General features: G+C 65.1%; 14 protein-coding genes. All 14 read right to left on the bottom strand.

Annotation, left to right across the window (positions count from 1 at the left end):
• Positions 1 to 108: 108 nt before the first annotated feature.
• The 14 genes from QMX78_RS05645 to uppS all read right to left on the bottom strand — a co-directional run bounded on the left by QMX78_RS05645 (position 109) and on the right by uppS (position 17,266).
• Positions 109 to 864, bottom strand: coding sequence for a tetratricopeptide repeat protein (locus QMX78_RS05645; protein ID WP_282267407.1), 756 nt, complete (start codon positions 862 to 864; stop codon positions 109 to 111).
• Between the two features lie 26 nt (positions 865 to 890).
• Positions 891 to 1,850 (bottom strand): acetyl-CoA carboxylase carboxyltransferase subunit alpha, encoded by a 960-nt coding sequence (locus QMX78_RS05640; RefSeq protein ID WP_282267404.1) that lies wholly within the window; start codon positions 1,848 to 1,850, stop codon positions 891 to 893.
• 76 nt (positions 1,851 to 1,926) lie between these two features.
• Positions 1,927 to 5,517: a DNA polymerase III subunit alpha gene (dnaE, locus tag QMX78_RS05635; protein ID WP_282267402.1), complete on the bottom strand. Its 3,591-nt coding sequence runs from the start codon at positions 5,515 to 5,517 to the stop codon at positions 1,927 to 1,929.
• Between the two features lie 111 nt (positions 5,518 to 5,628).
• The gene (locus tag QMX78_RS05630) at positions 5,629 to 6,075 is read right to left on the bottom strand and encodes a hypothetical protein (RefSeq protein ID WP_282267400.1); all 447 of its coding nucleotides are present in this window, start codon (positions 6,073 to 6,075) and stop codon (positions 5,629 to 5,631) included.
• Positions 6,072 to 6,689 (bottom strand): ribonuclease HII, encoded by a 618-nt coding sequence (locus QMX78_RS05625; protein ID WP_282267413.1) that lies wholly within the window; start codon positions 6,687 to 6,689, stop codon positions 6,072 to 6,074. The genes QMX78_RS05630 and QMX78_RS05625 overlap by 4 nt, the downstream gene beginning before the upstream one ends.
• A gap of 35 nt (positions 6,690 to 6,724) precedes the next feature.
• Complete coding sequence (gene lpxB / locus QMX78_RS05620; protein WP_282267398.1) at positions 6,725 to 7,933, bottom strand: lipid-A-disaccharide synthase; 1,209 nt, start codon at positions 7,931 to 7,933, stop codon at positions 6,725 to 6,727.
• Positions 7,930 to 8,721 (bottom strand): acyl-ACP--UDP-N-acetylglucosamine O-acyltransferase, encoded by a 792-nt coding sequence (gene lpxA / locus QMX78_RS05615; RefSeq protein ID WP_282267397.1) that lies wholly within the window; start codon positions 8,719 to 8,721, stop codon positions 7,930 to 7,932. Before lpxA ends, lpxB begins: the two co-directional genes overlap by 4 nt.
• 17 nt (positions 8,722 to 8,738) lie before the next feature.
• On the bottom strand, positions 8,739 to 9,197 hold the full coding sequence (fabZ, locus tag QMX78_RS05610) for a 3-hydroxyacyl-ACP dehydratase FabZ (protein WP_282267396.1): 459 nt from the start codon (positions 9,195 to 9,197) through the stop codon (positions 8,739 to 8,741).
• A complete protein-coding gene (gene lpxD, locus QMX78_RS05605) occupies positions 9,194 to 10,216 on the bottom strand; it encodes a UDP-3-O-(3-hydroxymyristoyl)glucosamine N-acyltransferase (protein ID WP_282267395.1) in 1,023 nt (340 codons plus the stop codon). Before lpxD ends, fabZ begins: the two co-directional genes overlap by 4 nt.
• A 355-nt stretch (positions 10,217 to 10,571) precedes the next feature.
• Entirely contained in the window at positions 10,572 to 13,037 is a 2,466-nt protein-coding gene (bamA, locus tag QMX78_RS05600; protein ID WP_282267394.1) for an outer membrane protein assembly factor BamA, read from the bottom strand.
• 71 nt (positions 13,038 to 13,108) lie between these two features.
• Positions 13,109 to 14,467, bottom strand: a complete 1,359-nt coding sequence (gene rseP / locus QMX78_RS05595; protein WP_282267393.1) for an RIP metalloprotease RseP — start codon at positions 14,465 to 14,467, stop codon at positions 13,109 to 13,111.
• Positions 14,468 to 14,493: 26 nt separating this feature from the next.
• On the bottom strand, positions 14,494 to 15,687 hold the full coding sequence (locus QMX78_RS05590; RefSeq protein ID WP_282267392.1) for a 1-deoxy-D-xylulose-5-phosphate reductoisomerase: 1,194 nt from the start codon (positions 15,685 to 15,687) through the stop codon (positions 14,494 to 14,496).
• A gap of 2 nt (positions 15,688 to 15,689) precedes the next feature.
• Positions 15,690 to 16,508: a phosphatidate cytidylyltransferase gene (locus QMX78_RS05585; RefSeq protein ID WP_282267390.1), complete on the bottom strand. Its 819-nt coding sequence runs from the start codon at positions 16,506 to 16,508 to the stop codon at positions 15,690 to 15,692.
• Complete coding sequence (uppS, locus tag QMX78_RS05580; protein ID WP_282267411.1) at positions 16,505 to 17,266, bottom strand: polyprenyl diphosphate synthase; 762 nt, start codon at positions 17,264 to 17,266, stop codon at positions 16,505 to 16,507. Before uppS ends, QMX78_RS05585 begins: the two co-directional genes overlap by 4 nt.
• Between the last annotated feature and the right edge of the window lie 15 nt (positions 17,267 to 17,281).

Genomic DNA, 17,281 nt, shown 5'->3' with positions numbered 1-17,281 from the left:
GGCGTGAGCCGCGAAGCAAGTACATCACCAGATGGCGCAGGTGCCAAGGGCTTCAGCAGGGTCAGCTTCGCGGCTCACGCCGCTCCTACAAACGCCTTGGTCCTGCGCTCAGTCCGCCGGCGTCAGCTGCCGCAGTTCCTTGCGTGCGGCATCGATCCAGGCGCGCTGTGCCTGCTGGTAGTAGCGCGGCGAGGTCTCGGCGCGGTCGAGGATGTTCTGCAGTTGCCTGGCCGCGTCGTCGTCGCGGCCGGCGCGCTTGAGCAGCAGTGCATAGCGCAGCCGTGCTTCCTCGCCCGGGTAGCCGCCGATCATCGCCTCGTACTCGTGCAGGGCAGCAGGGATGTCCGCGCTGTCCTCCACGGTGCGGGCATACAGCAGGTGGCCGTCATGCGAGCGGAAGTTGGGGTTGGCCGCGATCAAGGCTTCCAGCGTCTTGCGCGCCTGTGCCGGCTGCTGCAGGCCGTACTGGGCTTTGGCCAGACCCAGCATCAGGTCCGGGTCCTCGCTGTGCAATCCGCGCAGCGCACCTTCGTACAATGCCGCTGCCTCGGCATATTCGCCGCGGTCCAGGTGCTCCTGGGCCAGGCGCCTGCGGTTGTCGGCGGTGTCGGAAACGCGCAGCCGCTGGTCGGCCTGGCGCTTGCCACGTGTCGGGTCGATCTGGTCGCGGACCTTGCGCAAGCCACGACGCGCGGTCGGGTTGTTGCGCAGTCCGGGCAGTACTTCGGCGATCACATAGATCAGCACCGCCAGGTACGAGAAGAACAGCAGGATGAAGATCCAGTACAGCGGTCGCCCGGTGCGCACGACGTGCACGCAGCAGGCGACCTGCAGGATCAGCGAAAGCAGAATGATCGGACTCATCCGTGTGTCCCAGTGGCGGAAGCGGCTCAGGCCGCTTCGTAGGCACCGTAGCTGCGCAGGCGCGCGTAGCGGCGCGCCAGCAGTTCGTCGAGGGGCAGCTTCTCCAGCGCGTCCAGCTCATTGAGCAGCACGGCCTTCAGGCGCTTGCCCATCTGCGTGGGGTTGCGGTGGGCGCCGCCGATCGGCTCGCGGATCATCTTGTCGATCAGGCCCAGGCTCTTCAGGCGCGGGGCGGTCATGCCCAGCTGCTCGGCGGCGTCCTTGGCCTTGCCGGCGTCCTTCCACAGGATGGACGCGCAGCCTTCCGGGCTGATGGTCGAGTAGACGCTGTATTCCAGCATCAGGGTGCGGTCGCCAACGCCCAGTGCCAGTGCCCCGCCGGAGCCGCCTTCACCGATAACGGTGCAGATCACCGGCACCTTCAGCTCGGCCATTTCCATCAGGTTGCGGGCGATGGCTTCGGACTGGCCGCGCTCTTCAGCGTCGATGCCCGGCCAGGCGCCAGCGGTGTCGATCAGGGTCAGCACCGGCAGGCCAAAACGCTCGGCCATCTTCATCAGGCGCAAGGCCTTGCGGTAGCCCTCGGGCTTGGGCATGCCGAAGTTGCGGCGCACCTTTTCCTTGGTGTCACGGCCCTTCTGGTGGCCGATCAGCATCACCGAGCGGCCGCCGATACGGGCCAGGCCACCAACGATGGCCTTGTCGTCGGCAAAGGCGCGGTCGCCGGCCAGTTCCTGGAACTCATCGCAGAAGATGCGGATGTAGTCGAGCGCGTAAGGACGCGACGGGTGGCGGGCCACCTGCAGCACCTGCCACGAGGACAGGTTGCGGAAGATCTGGGCAGTACGCAGGCGCAGCTTGTCTTCCAGCGCCTTGACCTCAGCATCGACATTGACCGCCGGCCCGGCGCTGGCATTGCGCAGGTCCTTGATCTTGGATTCCAGATCGGCGATGGGTTGCTCGAAATCGAGGTAGTTCGGATTCATCGGAAACCGTCAGCAATGAAAGGGGGGAAGTGTAGCCGAACGCGCCGTATCAACCCGTACGCGTCCGTCCGGACAATCAATTGGCCCAGGGCGGGCTGTACTTGACCTTGACCCGGCGCACGGCCGGGTCCTCGCGCAGGGCATCGAGCAGCTTGGGCGTGACCCGCACCGAGCCGCTGCTGCCGAGGTCGAGCATGCCGGCGATGCTGCCGGGTTTGCCGTTGAGCAGCAGGTCCAGGCGAAGGGGGGTACGGCCCGGGCGGGCGGTGGCGAGCAGGGCATCGATGCGCTGCCAGATCGGGCCGCCACGGCCGTCCACGCGCATCGATACGCGCAAGGCGTGGTCGGCGCAGAGTTGCTCGTAGTCCCAGCACTGGCGGATACGCAGGGCATAACCGCCGTTGAACTCGTCTTCGCGCAGGCCGCCCTTGACCACCAGGATGCGGTCCTTGGTCATCAGGTGGCCGAATTCGGCCAGGCCATCGGAGAACGCGCTGCATTCGACCCGGCCCTTGCCGTCTTCCAGGGTCACGAAGACCTGGCTGTCGCCCTTGCGGCGTACACCAATGACCATGCCGGCCAGGATCACCGGGGATTCCTGGCGCCAGGCGCGTTTCTCGCCGTCCTTGGAGGGGAAGGCCGGTGCAATCAGTTTGTCGAGTCCGCCGAGGTCGGTGCCGACCAGCTCCTTGACGTCATCGGCATACGGGTCGAACGGATGGCCGCTGAGGAAGAAGCCCAGCGTCTCGCGCTCGCCATTGAGCAGCTGTGCCAGCGGCCATTCCTTGCTCTCGGGCAGGTCGAGCTGGCTGGCGGTGCTGACCGGGTCCGGTGCACCGAACAGCGAGTTCTGCCCGGAGGCCTTCTCGCGCGCCATCTGCTCGGTGGCCTTGATCACCTCCGGCAGCTGCAGCGCCAGCGTCGCGCGGTTCTTGCCGATGCCGTCGAAGGCACCGCAGTTGATCATCGCTTCCAGCGTGCGGCGGTTGAGCTTGCCCGATTCCACGCGTGCGCAGAAATCCAGCAGCGAGGCGTACTCGCCGCCGCGTTCGCGTTGCTCGACTACCGCTTCGCAGGCACCTTGGCCGACGCCCTTGATCGCACCGAGGCCGTAACGGATGGTGTCGGCGTTGGCCGCCTCGAACATATAGGCCGAGTCGTTGACGCGCGGCGGCAGCACGGTCAGGCCAAGGTTCTTCACCTCGGCCAGGAAGCCGACCACCTTGTCGGTGTTGTCCATGTCCGAGGACAGCGTCGCGGCCATGAACTCGGCCGGGTAATGGCGCTTGAGCCAGGCGGTCTGGTAGCTGACCAATGCATAAGCCGCAGCATGCGATTTATTGAAACCGTAGCCTGCAAACTTCTCCATCAAGTCGAAGATTTCGTCGGCCTTGGGGCCATCGACGCCGCCGGTGGCCGCACCTTCGCGGAAGATCTCGCGGTGCTTGGCCATTTCCGCCGGCACCTTCTTGCCCATCGCACGACGCAACAGGTCGGCGCCGCCCAGCGAGTAATTGCCGACGATCTGCGCCATCTGCATCACCTGCTCCTGGTACACCATGATGCCGTAGGTGTCTTTCAGGATGACTTCGGTACGCGGATCGGGATAGATGATTTCTTCCTGGCCGTGCTTACGCGCGTTGAAGGAAGGAATCAGGTCCATCGGGCCCGGGCGGTACAGCGACACCAGCGCGATCAGGTCTTCGAAGCGGTCGGGACGCGCGTCCTTCAGCAGGCGGCGCATGCCCGAGGATTCGAACTGGAACACCGCGCCGGTATTGCCGTTGGCGAAGATGTCCTTGTAGGTCGGGGCGTCGTCGAGCGGGATATGGGCGATGTCGATCGGCGGAATGCCGGCACGCTCATGGCGCCTGTTGATCGCCTTCACCGCCCAATCAATGATGGTCAGCGTGCGCAGGCCGAGGAAGTCGAACTTCACCAGGCCGACTTCTTCAACGTCGTTCTTGTCGAACTGGGTGACCGGGTTCTTGCCGATGCCACCATCGTCATGTTCGGCGTACAGCGGGCAGAACTCGCTCAGCGGTTCCGGCCCGATCACCACGCCACCGGCATGCTTGCCGGCGTTGCGGGTCAGGTCTTCCAGCTGCAGGGCCAGGTCGATCAGATCGCGGACGTCGTCTTCGGATTCGTAACGCTGGATCAGCTCGGCCGAGGCCATTTCCGAACTCGTGCCTTCCTTGCCCTTGCCCAGCGCATCCTTCAGGTGGATGCCGAGGATGTTGGGGATCAGCTTGGAAACGCCGTCGACCAGACCGTAGGGGAAGCCGAGCACACGGCCGGTGTCACGCACCACCGCCTTGGCCGCCATGGTGCCGTAGGTGATGATCTGACTGACGCGCTCGCGGCCGTACTTGCGTGCAACGTAGTCGATCACCTCGTCGCGGCGATCCATGCAGAAGTCGATGTCGAAGTCGGGCATCGACACGCGTTCCGGGTTGAGGAAGCGCTCGAACAGCAGGTTGTAGGGCAGCGGATCCAGATCGGTGATCTTCAGCGCCCAGGCCACCAGCGAACCGGCACCGGAACCACGGCCCGGACCGATCGGAATGCCCTGGTTCTTACCCCACTGGATGAAGTCGGCCACGATCAGGAAGTAGCCGGGGAAGCCCATCTTGATGATCGTGTCGAGCTCGAACTCCAGCCGCGCGTCATAGTCCTCACGGGTCATGCCGGCAGCAATTGGATGCACCTGCAGGCGTTCTTCCAGGCCGTCGCGCGAGATCTTCTGGATCCAGCTGTCCAGGGTCTGGTCGTCCGGCACCGGATAGTTGGGCAGGAAGTAGGTGCCCAGCCGCATCTCGACGTTGCAGCGTTCGGCCAGCGCCAGGGTGTTGTCGATCGCGTCGGGGATGTCGGCGAACAGCTCGCACATCTGTTCCGGCGTCTTCAGGTATTGCTCGGCGCTGTACTCACGTGGACGCTTGGGGTCGTCCAGCACGCGGCCGGTGGAAATGCAGACGCGCGCCTCATGCGCGTAGAAATCATCCGGCGACAGGAAGCGCACATCATTGGTGGCCACCACCGGCAGGCCGCGCTGGCCGGCAGCCTGCAGCGCGAACTGGTTGAAGGCTTCTTCGCCATCGCGGCCGGTGCGGGTCAGTTCCAGGTGCAGGCCGTCACCGAACACGCGCTGCCAGTCGGCGAGCTGCTGCTCGGCCAGATCATGGCGGCCGTCATTGGCCAGGCGCCCGGCCAGGCTGTGACGGCCGGCCAGCGCGAAGAGGTTCCTGCAGCCGTCCTTCAGCCACTGTGGGTGCACGGCAACGCCACCTTCGTTGCGATGGCCTTCCATCCACGCACGGGTCAGCAGCCTTGACAGGCTCAGGTAGCCTTCGCGGTCGCGGCACAGCAAGGTCATGCGCCAAGGGTCCTGGCCGTCCTCGGTGATCAACAGGTCGGCGCCGGCGATGGGCTTGATGCCCACGCCTTCGGCAGCCTTGTAGAACTTCACCAGCGCGAACATGTTGTTCAGGTCGGTGACCGCCAGCGCCGGTGCCTTCATCTCGACCGAGCGACTCAGCAGGTTGGCCTGCTTGGCCTTCTTGGGGTCGGCCTGATCGGGTTTGGCGGGTACGCGGATGGTGGAGTCCACCATCGAGAATTCGGTGTGGACGTGGAGATGGACGAAGCGGGAAGAAGTAGACATGCGGAGCCAGAAGTATGCCGGTGCAGGGTAGCGACGGGGGCGGGGTGGGGCAAGGCTTGACATGCCTGCGACCCGCGCCGGCCCGGGCCAATGGCCCGCAGGTGCACACTATCAGGACAGGCGCAGGCCAGGCGGGCTTGGTCGTCCACGCCACGCCCGGCAGAGCTCCAGCCTGAGCTTGGCGGGTCTGGCTGGAGCGCTGTCGGTGTCGCTGTCAGTGGATGCGGAAGTAGCTGAGCGGTTCAGGTGCGTAGCTGCTTTCACGCACCCGCCGCTGGTGTTCATGCAGGCGGGCTCGATTTCATGCAGCTCCAGCCAGCTGCGGCGGTTGAAGGCGATGTCATGGTAGCCGCGGCCTTGGCGCTCGGCTTCCCGCTGGTAGTCGAGGAAGTTGGCGACTACGCCGGCCAGTTTCGGCCAGGCGGTGTCAATGGCGATGGCCTGATCCAGCTGGCCGACGCTGGTGACCGTGTCGGGGATCAGCGGGTGGCTGGCTTGCGGCGGGCAATGATCATATGCAATCGATTGCTTGCCCCGATGGGGCAGCGAGTGACTCAAGCGGTTTCCAGGCAAGCACGCACCGGGGCGAAGCTGCGCCGGTGCTGGGGGCAGGGGCCATGTGTGCGCAGCGCGGCCATATGCAGCGGTGTGCCATAGCCCTTGTGCTGGTCAAAGCCGTACTCGGGGTGTTGCTGGTGCAGCTCCAGCATGAAGCGGTCGCGGCTGACCTTGGCCAGGATCGAGGCGGCCATGATGCTGCGGTCAATGGCGTCGCCACCAACCAGCGCTTCGGCCGGGCAGGGCAGGCCCTTGGGAATCTTGTTGCCATCGATGCGGGCGAACTGCGCCACATGTGCGACGCCTTCCACCGCCAGGCGCATGCCCTGCATGGTGGCCTGGAAGATATTGAGGCTGTCGATCTCGGCCACGTCGACCATCACGATCTTGTAAGCCAATGCACGTTCGATGATGCGGTCGTAGAGCTGGTCGCGGCGTAGTGCGGTCAATGCCTTGGAGTCATCCAGACCGTTGATGCGTGGACGTTCGGGGTCGAAGACAACGGCCGCCACCGCGACCGGGCCGGCCAGCGGGCCGCGCCCGGCCTCGTCGACACCGGCGACCAGGCGTGGTGCTTGCCGTGCGAGCAGGGCGGCATCGTCAAACAAGGACAGCGAGGCATCCGCTGCCTTGGGGGTGCGCCTTGTGGTCACGGCTGGCCTTGCTTGCGCGGCGCCTGCAACAGGCCCGCGACAGCCTCTGCTGCACGTGCCGAGGCGTCCTGGCGTAGCTGCTGGTGCAGCTGCTGGTAGTCGTCCTGCAGACCGCTGACGCAATCGGGATGCTCAAACCAGTTGCGTACTGCGGCGGACAGGTTTTCTGGCGTGCATTCGTGCTGGATCAGCTCCGGCGCCAGGTCCTTGCCGGCCAGTACATTGGGCAGGGCAAAACGATCGACCTTGATCAGGCCCAGCGCCTTGACGATGCGATAGGTGAGCTCGGCAACGCGGTAGCCCACCACCATCGGGCGCTTGACCAGCATGGTTTCCAGGGTCGCGGTGCCGGATGCCAGCATCACCACGTCGGCGGCGATCATCGCTTCGCGTGCCTTGCCATCGAGCAGGTGCAGGCGCGCGCTGGGGAGCGCTGCGCTGCGGATCTGTTCGGTGATCATCGCCTTGCACTTGGCATTGGCCGCGGGCACGACGATATGCAGGCCGCGGTCTTGTTCGCACAGCTGCCAGGCGGCGGCGAAGAACGGCGGGCCGAGCCGGCTCACTTCGCCCAGGCGGCTGCCGGGCAGTACCGCAAGCAGCTTTGCCTGCTCGGGAATGCCCAGCGCTTGCCGCGCTGCCGTGCGATCGCTGTGCAGCGGAATTTCATCAGCCATCGGATGGCCGACGAAGCGTGCATCAATGCCGTGTCGGGCATAGATCGGCGGTTCCATCGGGAACAGGCACAGCACCAGATCGGCGCTGGCACCGATCTTCTCGGCGCGCTTCTCGCGCCAGGCCCAGACCGAGGGGCTGACGTAATGCACGGTGCGCAGGCCGCGCTGCTTGAGCCACTTTTCAACGCCCAGATTGAAATCCGGTGCGTCGATGCCGATGAATACATCGGGCTGCCAGTCGAGCACGCGCTGGCGGAATTCCTTGCGCAGCTTCAGCAGGCGCGGCAGATGGCGCAGGATCTCGGCCAGCCCCATCAGCGCCAGCTCGCTGGCATCAAACCAGGTTTCGCAGCCGGCATTTCGCATTGCGTCGCCGCCGATGCCTGCAAATTCGGCATCGGGGTAGCGCGCACGCAGGGCATTGATCAGGCCGGCGCCGAGCAGGTCGCCCGACGCCTCACCGGCTACCAGCGCGATGCGCGGCTTGCGGCCAAGCGCCAGTCCGGAATCCTGGGTTACAGCGTTCATCGTTGCAGCGGACGCTCGCCGTGCTCGATGAAGTCCAGCATCTGCTTGACGTCATCGCTGCTCTGGGCCTGCTCGGCCAACGCCACCTTGGCTTCGGCCAGCGGAACACCTGCAACGTAGATGGTGCGGTAAGCGCGCTTGATCGCACTGATGCGTTCGGTGTCGAAACCACGACGCTTCAGGCCCTCACTGTTGATACCGCGTGGACGACCGTGGCCGTCGATGCCGACCATGGTGAACGGCGGGATGTCGCCGGTGACCAGTGCACCCATGCCGAGGAAGGCATGGTCGCCGATGCGGCAGAACTGGTGGGCACCGGCGAAGCCGCTGATGATCACCCAGTTGCCGACCGAGACGTGGCCGGCCAGGGTGGTGTTGTTGGAGAACACGCAGTGGTCGGCGACATGGCAGTCATGGGCGACATGCACGTAGGCCAGCATCCAGTTGTCGTTGCCGATGGTGGTGACACCACCGCCGCCGGCAGTGCCGCGGCTGAGGGTGACGAATTCACGGAACACATTGCGGTCGCCGATCACCAGCTCGGTGCGTTCACCGGCGAACTTCTTGTCCTGCGGTTCGCCGCCGACCGCGACGTGGCCGATGAAGCGATTGTCGCGACCGATCCGGGTCGGACCGTGGATGCTGCAATGCGGCCCCACTTCGGTGCCATCGCCGATCTCGACGTCGGCGCCGATCAGGGTGAACGCACCCACGCGCACGCCTTGGCCGAGTTTGGCCGAGGGATCGATGACCGCGGTCGGGTGAATCAAGGGTGCGTTATCGCTCATCGTTTGCTCCAGGCAGATTATTCGCGGGTGCCGGCGCAGAGCACTTCGGCGTGTGCGACGATTTCACCATCCACCTTGGCTTCGCCGTAGTAGACCGCCATGTTGCGGATCATGCGCTTGACCTGCACATGCAGTTCCAGCACGTCGCCCGGCACCACCTGCTTCATGAAGCGCACGTTGTCGACCTTGACCAGGTAGAACAGCTTGGACTGCGCGTCGCGGCCAAGGCTGAGCTGGGTCAGCACGCCACCTGCCTGGGCCAGGGCTTCGATGATCAGCACGCCCGGCATGATCGGCTGGCCCGGGAAGTGGCCCTGGAAGTAGGGCTCGTTGATGGTTACGTTCTTGTGCGCGACGATGCGCTTGGCGTCCACATCCAGTTCGACAACCTTGTCGACCAGCAGGAACGGGTAGCGGTGCGGGATCAACGTCTGGATCGTGGTGACGTCGATGGGCATCTGCAGTGGTGCGTTCATTCTTTCTCCTTGCTCACAGCCAGGATGCGCCGTGCCAGCGAATCGAGCTGCTTGAAGCGCGCGGCGTTTTTGCGCCACGTGCGGTTGTCGGTCAAAGGGGTGCCTGACGAGTACTCGCCCGGTTCGGTAATCGAGTTGCGCACCACCGACTTGCCGGTGATGACGACGTGGTCGCAGATTTCCAGGTGGCCAACGACGCCGACGGCGCCGCCGAGCAGGCAGTAGCGGCCGATCTTGGCGCTGCCGGCAATGCCGGTCGAGCCCGCGATGGCGCTGTGCGCGCCGATCTGTACGTTGTGGGCGATCTGCACCAGATTGTCCACGCGCACGTCTTCGTCCAGAGTGGTGTCTTCCAGTGCGCCACGGTCGATGCAGGTGTTGGCGCCGATCTCGCAATCGTCGCCGATGCGCACGCCACCCAGCTGCGGGACCTTGATCCAGTGGCCGTTGTCCATTGCCAGGCCGAAGCCCTCGGCACCGAGCACCGCGCCCGGGTGGATGCGCACGCGCTTGCCCAGCTTGACCCGCGCAACCAGGGTGACGCGGGCCAGCAGTTCGGTGCCGGCCTCGACCACGCAGTCGTCGCCGATGATGCTGCCGACGCCGATGATGCAGCTCTCGCCGATCACGCTGCGTGCGCCGATGCAGACGTGCGGGCCGATATGGGCGCTGGCGGCCACCGTCGCGCTGGGGTCGATGACCGCGCTGGGGTGGATGCCGGGCTCGCGCACCGGGACGGTTTCGAACAGTGCGCCGATCTTGGCGAAGGTGGTGTACGGGTCCTTGGCGACCAAGGCGGCGCCTGGTGCGGCCTCGGCGTCATCGGCGCGCAGCAGCACGATCGACGCCTTGCTGTCGGCCAGCTGTGCCCGGTAACGCGGATTGGCCAGGAAGGTCAGCTGCCCGGGGCCGGCATGGGCCAGCGTGGCAACGCCGTGGATGGCGACCGACGGGTCACCGTGCACCTGCAGGCCGAATCGGTCGGCAAGTTCCTGAGCGGTATAGGTAAGAGTATTCACGCAGCAAGTTTACCGTGTGCGCCGATGGCGGTCATGCGAACGGACGTTATCACCCTTGCAGGGCAAGGGCAGCGGGGTGGGCGGGAGGCCGGATGTGGGCAGAAGGGTCAGCATGGCTTTGATGGGAATGGCCGGTTGCGCCGAGCGCAGGCACTGGACCCATAAAAGCAAAGCCCGGGACTGTGTTTCTTCCCGGGGCAGTTTGATGCGGTAATTCTGGTGGAGAGCCCCCTTTGGTAAAGGGGGCGCGCCGACAGGCGCGGGGAATCGGTAGACCAGAGCGCGCCCGAAGATTGCGCCATGGCGCAATCTTCGGTACCCGGGGCGCAGCCTCGGGTCAGCGGGTCAGTTCTATTTAGAACTGACCACCAAAGGTGAACTGCAGACGCTCGATCTCGTCACCGTCTTCCTTCTTCAACGGGAAGGCATAGCTGATGGAGATCGGGCCGACCGGGGCGCGCCACAACAGGGCGACACCGGCAGATGCGCGCAGCTCGTTGGCCTTGAAGTTGCTGGTGCCGTTGTAGACGTTACCGAAGTCGAAGAACGCCGAAACGCGCGCCGACGGGCTGTCGAACAGCTTCGGGAAATAGGCTTCGATCGAGCCGACTGTCTTCACCGAGCCACCCAGCGGCTGGCCATTGTAGTAGCCGCCGATGATTTCCGAGCGCGGACCCAGGGTGTTGTCCTCGAAGCCACGCACCGAGTTGGTGCCGCCAGCGTAGAAGTTCTCGAAGAACGGCAGGCCGCTCGCCTTGATCTGGCGGTGGTTGGCGGTGGGGTTGGTGGCGCAGTCAACCACCTGGGTGGTGTCAGCGGTGCCAGGTACCGCCGGGGTATCGCCATTGGCTGGCGTGCCGGGGGTGCCGGGGATTACATTCCAGCAGATGTCACGGACCTTGTCGCTGCCGTACGAATCGCCGTAACCCAGTTCCAGGCGGGTATTGATCACCAGTGACGGGATGATCGGCCAGTATTTGGAGAACTGGTAGCTGAGCTTGTAGTACTCAACGGTCGAGCCAGGCAGCGTGGCTTCCAGGCCGAGGCGCTGGTAGGTGCCGCGGGTCGGCATGAAATAGTCGTTGCGGGTGTCGCGTGCCCAGCCCAGCTCCGAACGCCAGGAGTGGAAGGTGCGCGTGCCAACGGCATCGATGTACTCGATGATCGAGGCGGGCGTGTAACCGGGGTACGTGGTGATCTGGTTGCTGTCGATGCCGAACATCAGCGAGAACGCATCGTTCTCGGTGATCGGAATGCCGAACACCACCTGCGCCGAACCGTTGGTGCTGTTGTACTGCGCGGTGTTGAAGTCGGAGTAGTCGAGCTCACGCCAGGACAGGTTGTAGCCCAGCGAGACGCCGTCATCAGTGAAGTAGGGGTTGGTGTAGCTGAAGCCATAACGCTGCAGGTAGCTGCTGCGCGAGGCCTCGACCGACACGCGGTTACCGCCGCCGAGGAAGTTGTTCTGCGACAGCTGCACCGAGGTGGTCATGCCGTAGGACTGCGAATAGCCCAGGCCGAACACGAAGCTGCCGGAGGTGGTTTCCTTGACGTTGTAGACCACGTCGACCTGGTCGTTGCTGCCGGTGACCGGTTGGGTCTCGACGTCGACCGATTCGAAGTAGCCCAGACGCTGCAGGCGGATCTTGGAACGGTCAATCGCAGCCTGCGAATACCAGCTGTTCTCGAACTGGCGCATTTCACGGCGCAAGACTTCGTCGCTGGTGCGCGAGTTGCCCTTGAATACGATGCGGCGCACGGCCACGCGCGGGCCCGGTACCACCTGCATGTTGACCGCCACGGTACGGTCGGCGCGGTTGCTGGTCGGGATCGGGTTGACCTTGGCGAAGGCGTAGCCAACGTTGGACAGGCTGTTGGTGATGCCATCAGCGCTGAACTCCAGCAGGGCGCGCGAGAAGGTATCGCCCGACTTCTGGATGACCATCCGCTCGACGTCTTCCTGCGGCAGGATGGTGTCGCCAGTGACCTTGATCTCGGAAATCTTGTACTGCTCGCCCTCGGTCACGCCGGCGGTGACGAACATGTCACGCTTGTCCGGGCTGATCGAGACCTGGGTGGAGTCGATGCTGAAATCGACGTAGCCACGGTCCAGGTACCAGGAGTTGAGCTTTTCCAGGTCGCCAGACAGCTTTTCCTTGGAGTACTGGTCATCGCGGCGATACCACGAGGCCCAGTTGTGCTCCTTGGATTCCCAGGTGTCGAGAATGTCGTTGGCTTCGAATTTTTCGGTGCCGATCAGGTTGACGTGGCGGATCTTGGCCGCCTTGCCTTCCTTGACGGCAATCGCAACGTCGACGCGGTTACGGTCCAGCGGGCTCACCGTCGGGGTGATTTCCACGTTGTATTTGCCGCGGTCGTTGTACTGCCGGCGCAGTTCCTGGGTCACGCGGTCCAGGCTCAGGCGGTCAAAGGTGCCGCCTTCGCTCAGGCCGATGTCGGACAGGCCCTTGAGCAGCTGCTCGCTCTTGATGTCCTTGTTGCCGGTGACGGTCAACTTGTTGATCGCCGGGCGTTCCTTGACGGTGACGACCAGGATGTCGCCCTGGCGGTCCAGCTGCACGTCTTCGAAGAAGCCGGTCTTGTACAGGGCGCGGATGGTGTCGCCGATCTTGGCGTCGTCCACCGTGTCGCCGCGTTCCACCGGCAGGTAGGTGAACACGGTGCCGGAGGAAATGCGCTGCAGGCCGTCCACGCGGATGTCGCTGGCGGTAAAGGGCTCGGCCGCCTGTGCAAGCACAGGCAGGGCCAGACCGGCAGCAAGTGCGAGGGCCAGCAAGCGGCGATTGGGAAGTCGCGTCATATCACGTCCGGTTGGAGTCGATTTCGATAATGCGTGGGTGCCGGCGTAAGACGACGACAACGGGAAAAAGTTCATCGCGGGACCAGGCTGAGGATGTCGTTGTAGAACGCCAATCCCATCAACCCCGCCAACAGCGCCAGACCGATGTATTGGCCGGCAGCCATGGCGCGCTCGCTAAGCGGGCTGCCCTTGACCAACTCGATAAGGTAATACAGCAGGTGCCCGCCGTCCAAGATGGGGATGGGCAGCAGGTTGATGATGCACAGGCTCAGCGACAGCAAAGCCAGGAAATACAGGAACCAATCCAGCCCGCGTTCAGCCGAGGCATTGGCCACGCGGGCGATGGTGATCGGGCCGGAAATGTTCTTTACCGAGGCGTGGCCAGTGAGCATGCGCCGCATCATACCCAGCGAATCTGTCGCCAATTTGCCGGTTTCGCGCACGGCGGCCGGCAGCGCGGCGAACACGCCGTACTGCTGGCGGGCGTCGTAGGCGGGGGCCTGGTTGGTGGCAAAGCCAACCCCGATCAGCCAGCGTGGCTTGCCGTCCGGCCCTTGGCCGGCCTGCGGGGTCAGCTCCAATGCCAGCCGCTCGCCGTTGCGCTCGACCTCGACCATGCCGGGACCGCCGCGCTGGCCAAGTTGCTGGATCAGCGGGGTGACCTGGTCGGCGCTGTCCACGCGCTGGCCGTCCACGGCCAGGATCAGGTCGCCGGTCTGCAGCAAGCCGGCGGCGGCCGAATCGGCGGAAACCGAGTCGACACGGGCTGGTTGCAGCCAGAACTGCCAGATGAAGCCTGCCTGCGTCGGAACCTGTCGCTCATCAAACCCCGCCGGCAGCTGCGACAGCGGCAGCACCCGGGTGCGTTCGTTGTCCAGGTTGTCGCGGACGCGCACGTGCGCATCCTGGCGGTCCATCGCAGCGGTGGTGAAGGCCATGCTGGCCTCGGCCCAGGTCTCGACGCTGCGGTCCTCGACGGCAAGGATGCGGTCGCCGGCGACAAAGCCGGCCTGTGCGGCCATGCCGGTGGTGCGGCCGATGGTGGCTGAATAGTCCTGGCGCCCGATCACGAACATCGCCCAAAGCAGGGCGATGCACAGGATCAGGTTGGCAGCAGGGCCGGCGGCGACAATGGCGATGCGCTGCCAGACGGTCTTGTTGTTGAAGGCGACGGCGCGTTCACCGGCCGGGACCTCGACCTCGCGCTCGTCCAGCATCTTCACATAACCGCCCAGTGGGATGGCGGCGATGGCGAACTCGGTGCCGTTGCGGTTGCGGCGGCTCCACAGTGGCTTGCCGAAGCCCACCGAGAAGCGCAGTACCTTTACCCCGCAGCGGCGGGCTACCCAGTAATGGCCGAATTCATGAAACGTCACCAGCACGCCCAGGCTGACGATCATCCACCACACGGACCCCAGGAAATCAGCCATGGGCACAGCTCGGTTGTAGGGTGGGATCAGACATTCGGCAGGCGGGCAATGGCGGATTCGGTGATTTGGCGGGCCTGGGCATCAGCTGCCAACAGGGCGTCCAGTGTATCGGCCGCCACGTAGGGCAGGGTAGATAGCGTGTGTTCCACCAGTGCCGGGATCGACAGGAAGCCTATGCGCCCCTGAAGAAAGGCTGAAACGGCGACTTCGTTGGCTGCATTCAGGATCGCCGGGGCGCTGCCGCCGGCCTCCATCGCCTGCCAGGCCAGGCGCAGGCAGGGGAAGGCGTCCATGTCTGGCGCCTCGAAATCCAGCCGGCCCTGCGTCAGCAGGTCCAGCCCGCCGACGCCCGACTCGATCCGTTGCGGCCAGCCCAGGCCGACGGCCAGGGTGGTGCGCATGTCCGGCAAGCCAAGCTGGGCAAGGGTTGAGCCGTCGATGAATTCGACCAGCGAGTGCACCAGGCTCTGCGGGTGCACCAGCACGTCGATGCGTGAACCGGGGACGTTGAACAGGTGGTGGGCCTCGATGACTTCCAGGCCTTTGTTCATCAACGTCGCCGAATCGACCGAGATCTTCGGGCCCATCGACCACTTCGGGTGGGCAACGGCCTGGGCCACGGTCACCTTTTCCAGCTCGGCGCGGCCGCGCCCCCGGAACGGGCCGCCGGACGCGGTCAGAATGATGCGGCGGACGCCGGCTTCCAGCCGCGCGTCGCGCGAGCGCAGGCATTGGAAGATGGCGTTGTGCTCGCTGTCGATCGGAATGATCTCGGCGCCAGCGTTGGCGGCCTCGCGGGTCAGCAGCTCGCCGGCCAGTACCAGTGATTCCTTGTTGGCCAGCAGCAGTCGCTTGCCGGCGCGGGCGGCGGCGAGCGTGGAAGACAGGCCGGCGGCACCAACAATGGCGGCCGCCACGGTGTCGCAGCAATCGCTGGCGGCCAGTGCGTCGATGGCTTGATGACCGGCATGTGCTTCGGTCGCCAGCCCGGCGTGCTTGAGGCCGTCGCGCAGGCGCGCGAACAGCGCCGGGTCGGCAATGGCGGCGTGGTCCGGGCGGTGTTGTTGGCACAGCGCGATCAAGCCATCCACATTGCTGCCAGCGGCCAACACTGTGGCACGCATCTGCTGCGGATGGCGGGCAATCACATCCAGCGCCGAGGTGCCGATGGAGCCGGTGGCGCCAAGAATGGCGACCTGACGTAAGGAAGAGGTGGACATGCTTAGAAGCCGAAGATTTCCTTGCCCAGCGCGAATACCGGCAGCGCGGCGAGCACGCCGTCGATACGGTCCAGCACGCCGCCGTGGCCGGGGATGATGTGTCCGGAATCCTTGGCGCCGGCGTGGCGCTTGAGCAGGCTTTCAAACAGGTCGCCGAGCACCGAAGCCAACACTGCCACCGCGGTGACCAGCATCAGCCAGCCGAACTGCGGGGCCTGCACGCCGGCAAGCCAGCCGAACACGCCAGCGGTAACCAGGCCAGCGACCAGTCCGCCAAGCAGTCCTTCAATGGTCTTGTTGGGGCTGATGCGCGGGGCCAGCTTGTGCTTGCCAAAGGTACGACCGGCGAAATACGCGCCGGAATCGGCCGCCCAGACCAGGGTCAATGCGGTCAACAACCACAGGTGGCCATTGCTGCCAGCGTGGATCAGGACCAGCGAGGCCCAGGCCGGGATGATCGCCAGGCTGCTGGCGGCGAGCTTCAGCATGCGTGCGCTGCTTTCGTCATGCGCGCCAAAATCGAAGAAACGCAGCCACAGCAAGGCCAGCAGCCAGAAGCCGACGCCGACCAGCGCGGCCAGTTGGAACAGCACCATGCTGCCGTCCGAGGCCCAGACCAGCAGCACCATCAGCAGCAGGTTCAGCACCACCAGCACGGTACGCGGCAGGCCAACCACGCCGGTGAGCTTGAGCCATTCCCACAGGCCGACCAGGAACACCAGGGCGGCAGCGGCAGCCAGCCATTGGCTTGGCAGGAACAGGATTGCGCAGATCGCCACCGGGGCCATGATCAGCGCTGCAATCACGCGGGTCTTTGTCATGAATGTGCGCTCGCTGCCGCAGCGGCGGCAATCTGGGCGCTGGTCAGACCAAAGCGGCGCTCACGCCTTGCATAGTCATCCAGTGCCAGTTGAAGGACGGCCGCATCGACATCCGGCCACAGCACGTCAGTGAACCACAGTTCGCTGTAAGCCAGCTGCCACAGCAGGAAGTTGCTGATGCGGGTGTCGCCACCGGTACGGATGAACAGGTCCGGCGGCGCCATGTCGGCCAGCGCCACGTGCTGGCCGAGGGCCTGCTCGTCGATCTGCTCGGGGCGCAGGGTGCCGGCGGCGACCTGTTCGGCCAGGGCGCGCGCAGCCAGTGCGATGTCCTGGCGACCACCATAGCTGGCGGCGATGCTCAGGGTCATCGCGGAATTGCCGACCGTGCGTTGCTCGGCCTTGTCCATGCGCTGGACGATGCTGCCGGCGAAGCGGCTGCGGTCGCCGATGAAGCGCACGCGCACGCCACGGCGGTGGAGTTCATCCACCTCGCGGTCCAGTGCGCCGAGGAACAGTTTCATCAGCGAGTCGACTTCCTCCTGCGGGCGGCCCCAGTTTTCACTGGAAAACGCAAACAGGGTGAGTGCGCCAACGCCACGCTCGAGGCAGAAATCGATGCTGCGGTTGACCGCGCGCGCACCGGCACGGTGGCCGATCATGCGCGGCCGCCGGCGCTGCTGCGCCCAACGGCCGTTGCCATCCATGATGATGGCAATGTGCCCCGGCAATGCCGGGGCCGCGGTATCGTCGTGCAGGACGGAGGACACGCC

Source organism: Stenotrophomonas sp. PS02298 (assembly GCF_029959445.1).
Lineage (GTDB): Bacteria > Pseudomonadota > Gammaproteobacteria > Xanthomonadales > Xanthomonadaceae > Stenotrophomonas.
The sequence above is the reverse complement of the archived record's forward strand: the minus strand, read 5'-3'. Positions and strand labels throughout refer to the sequence as shown.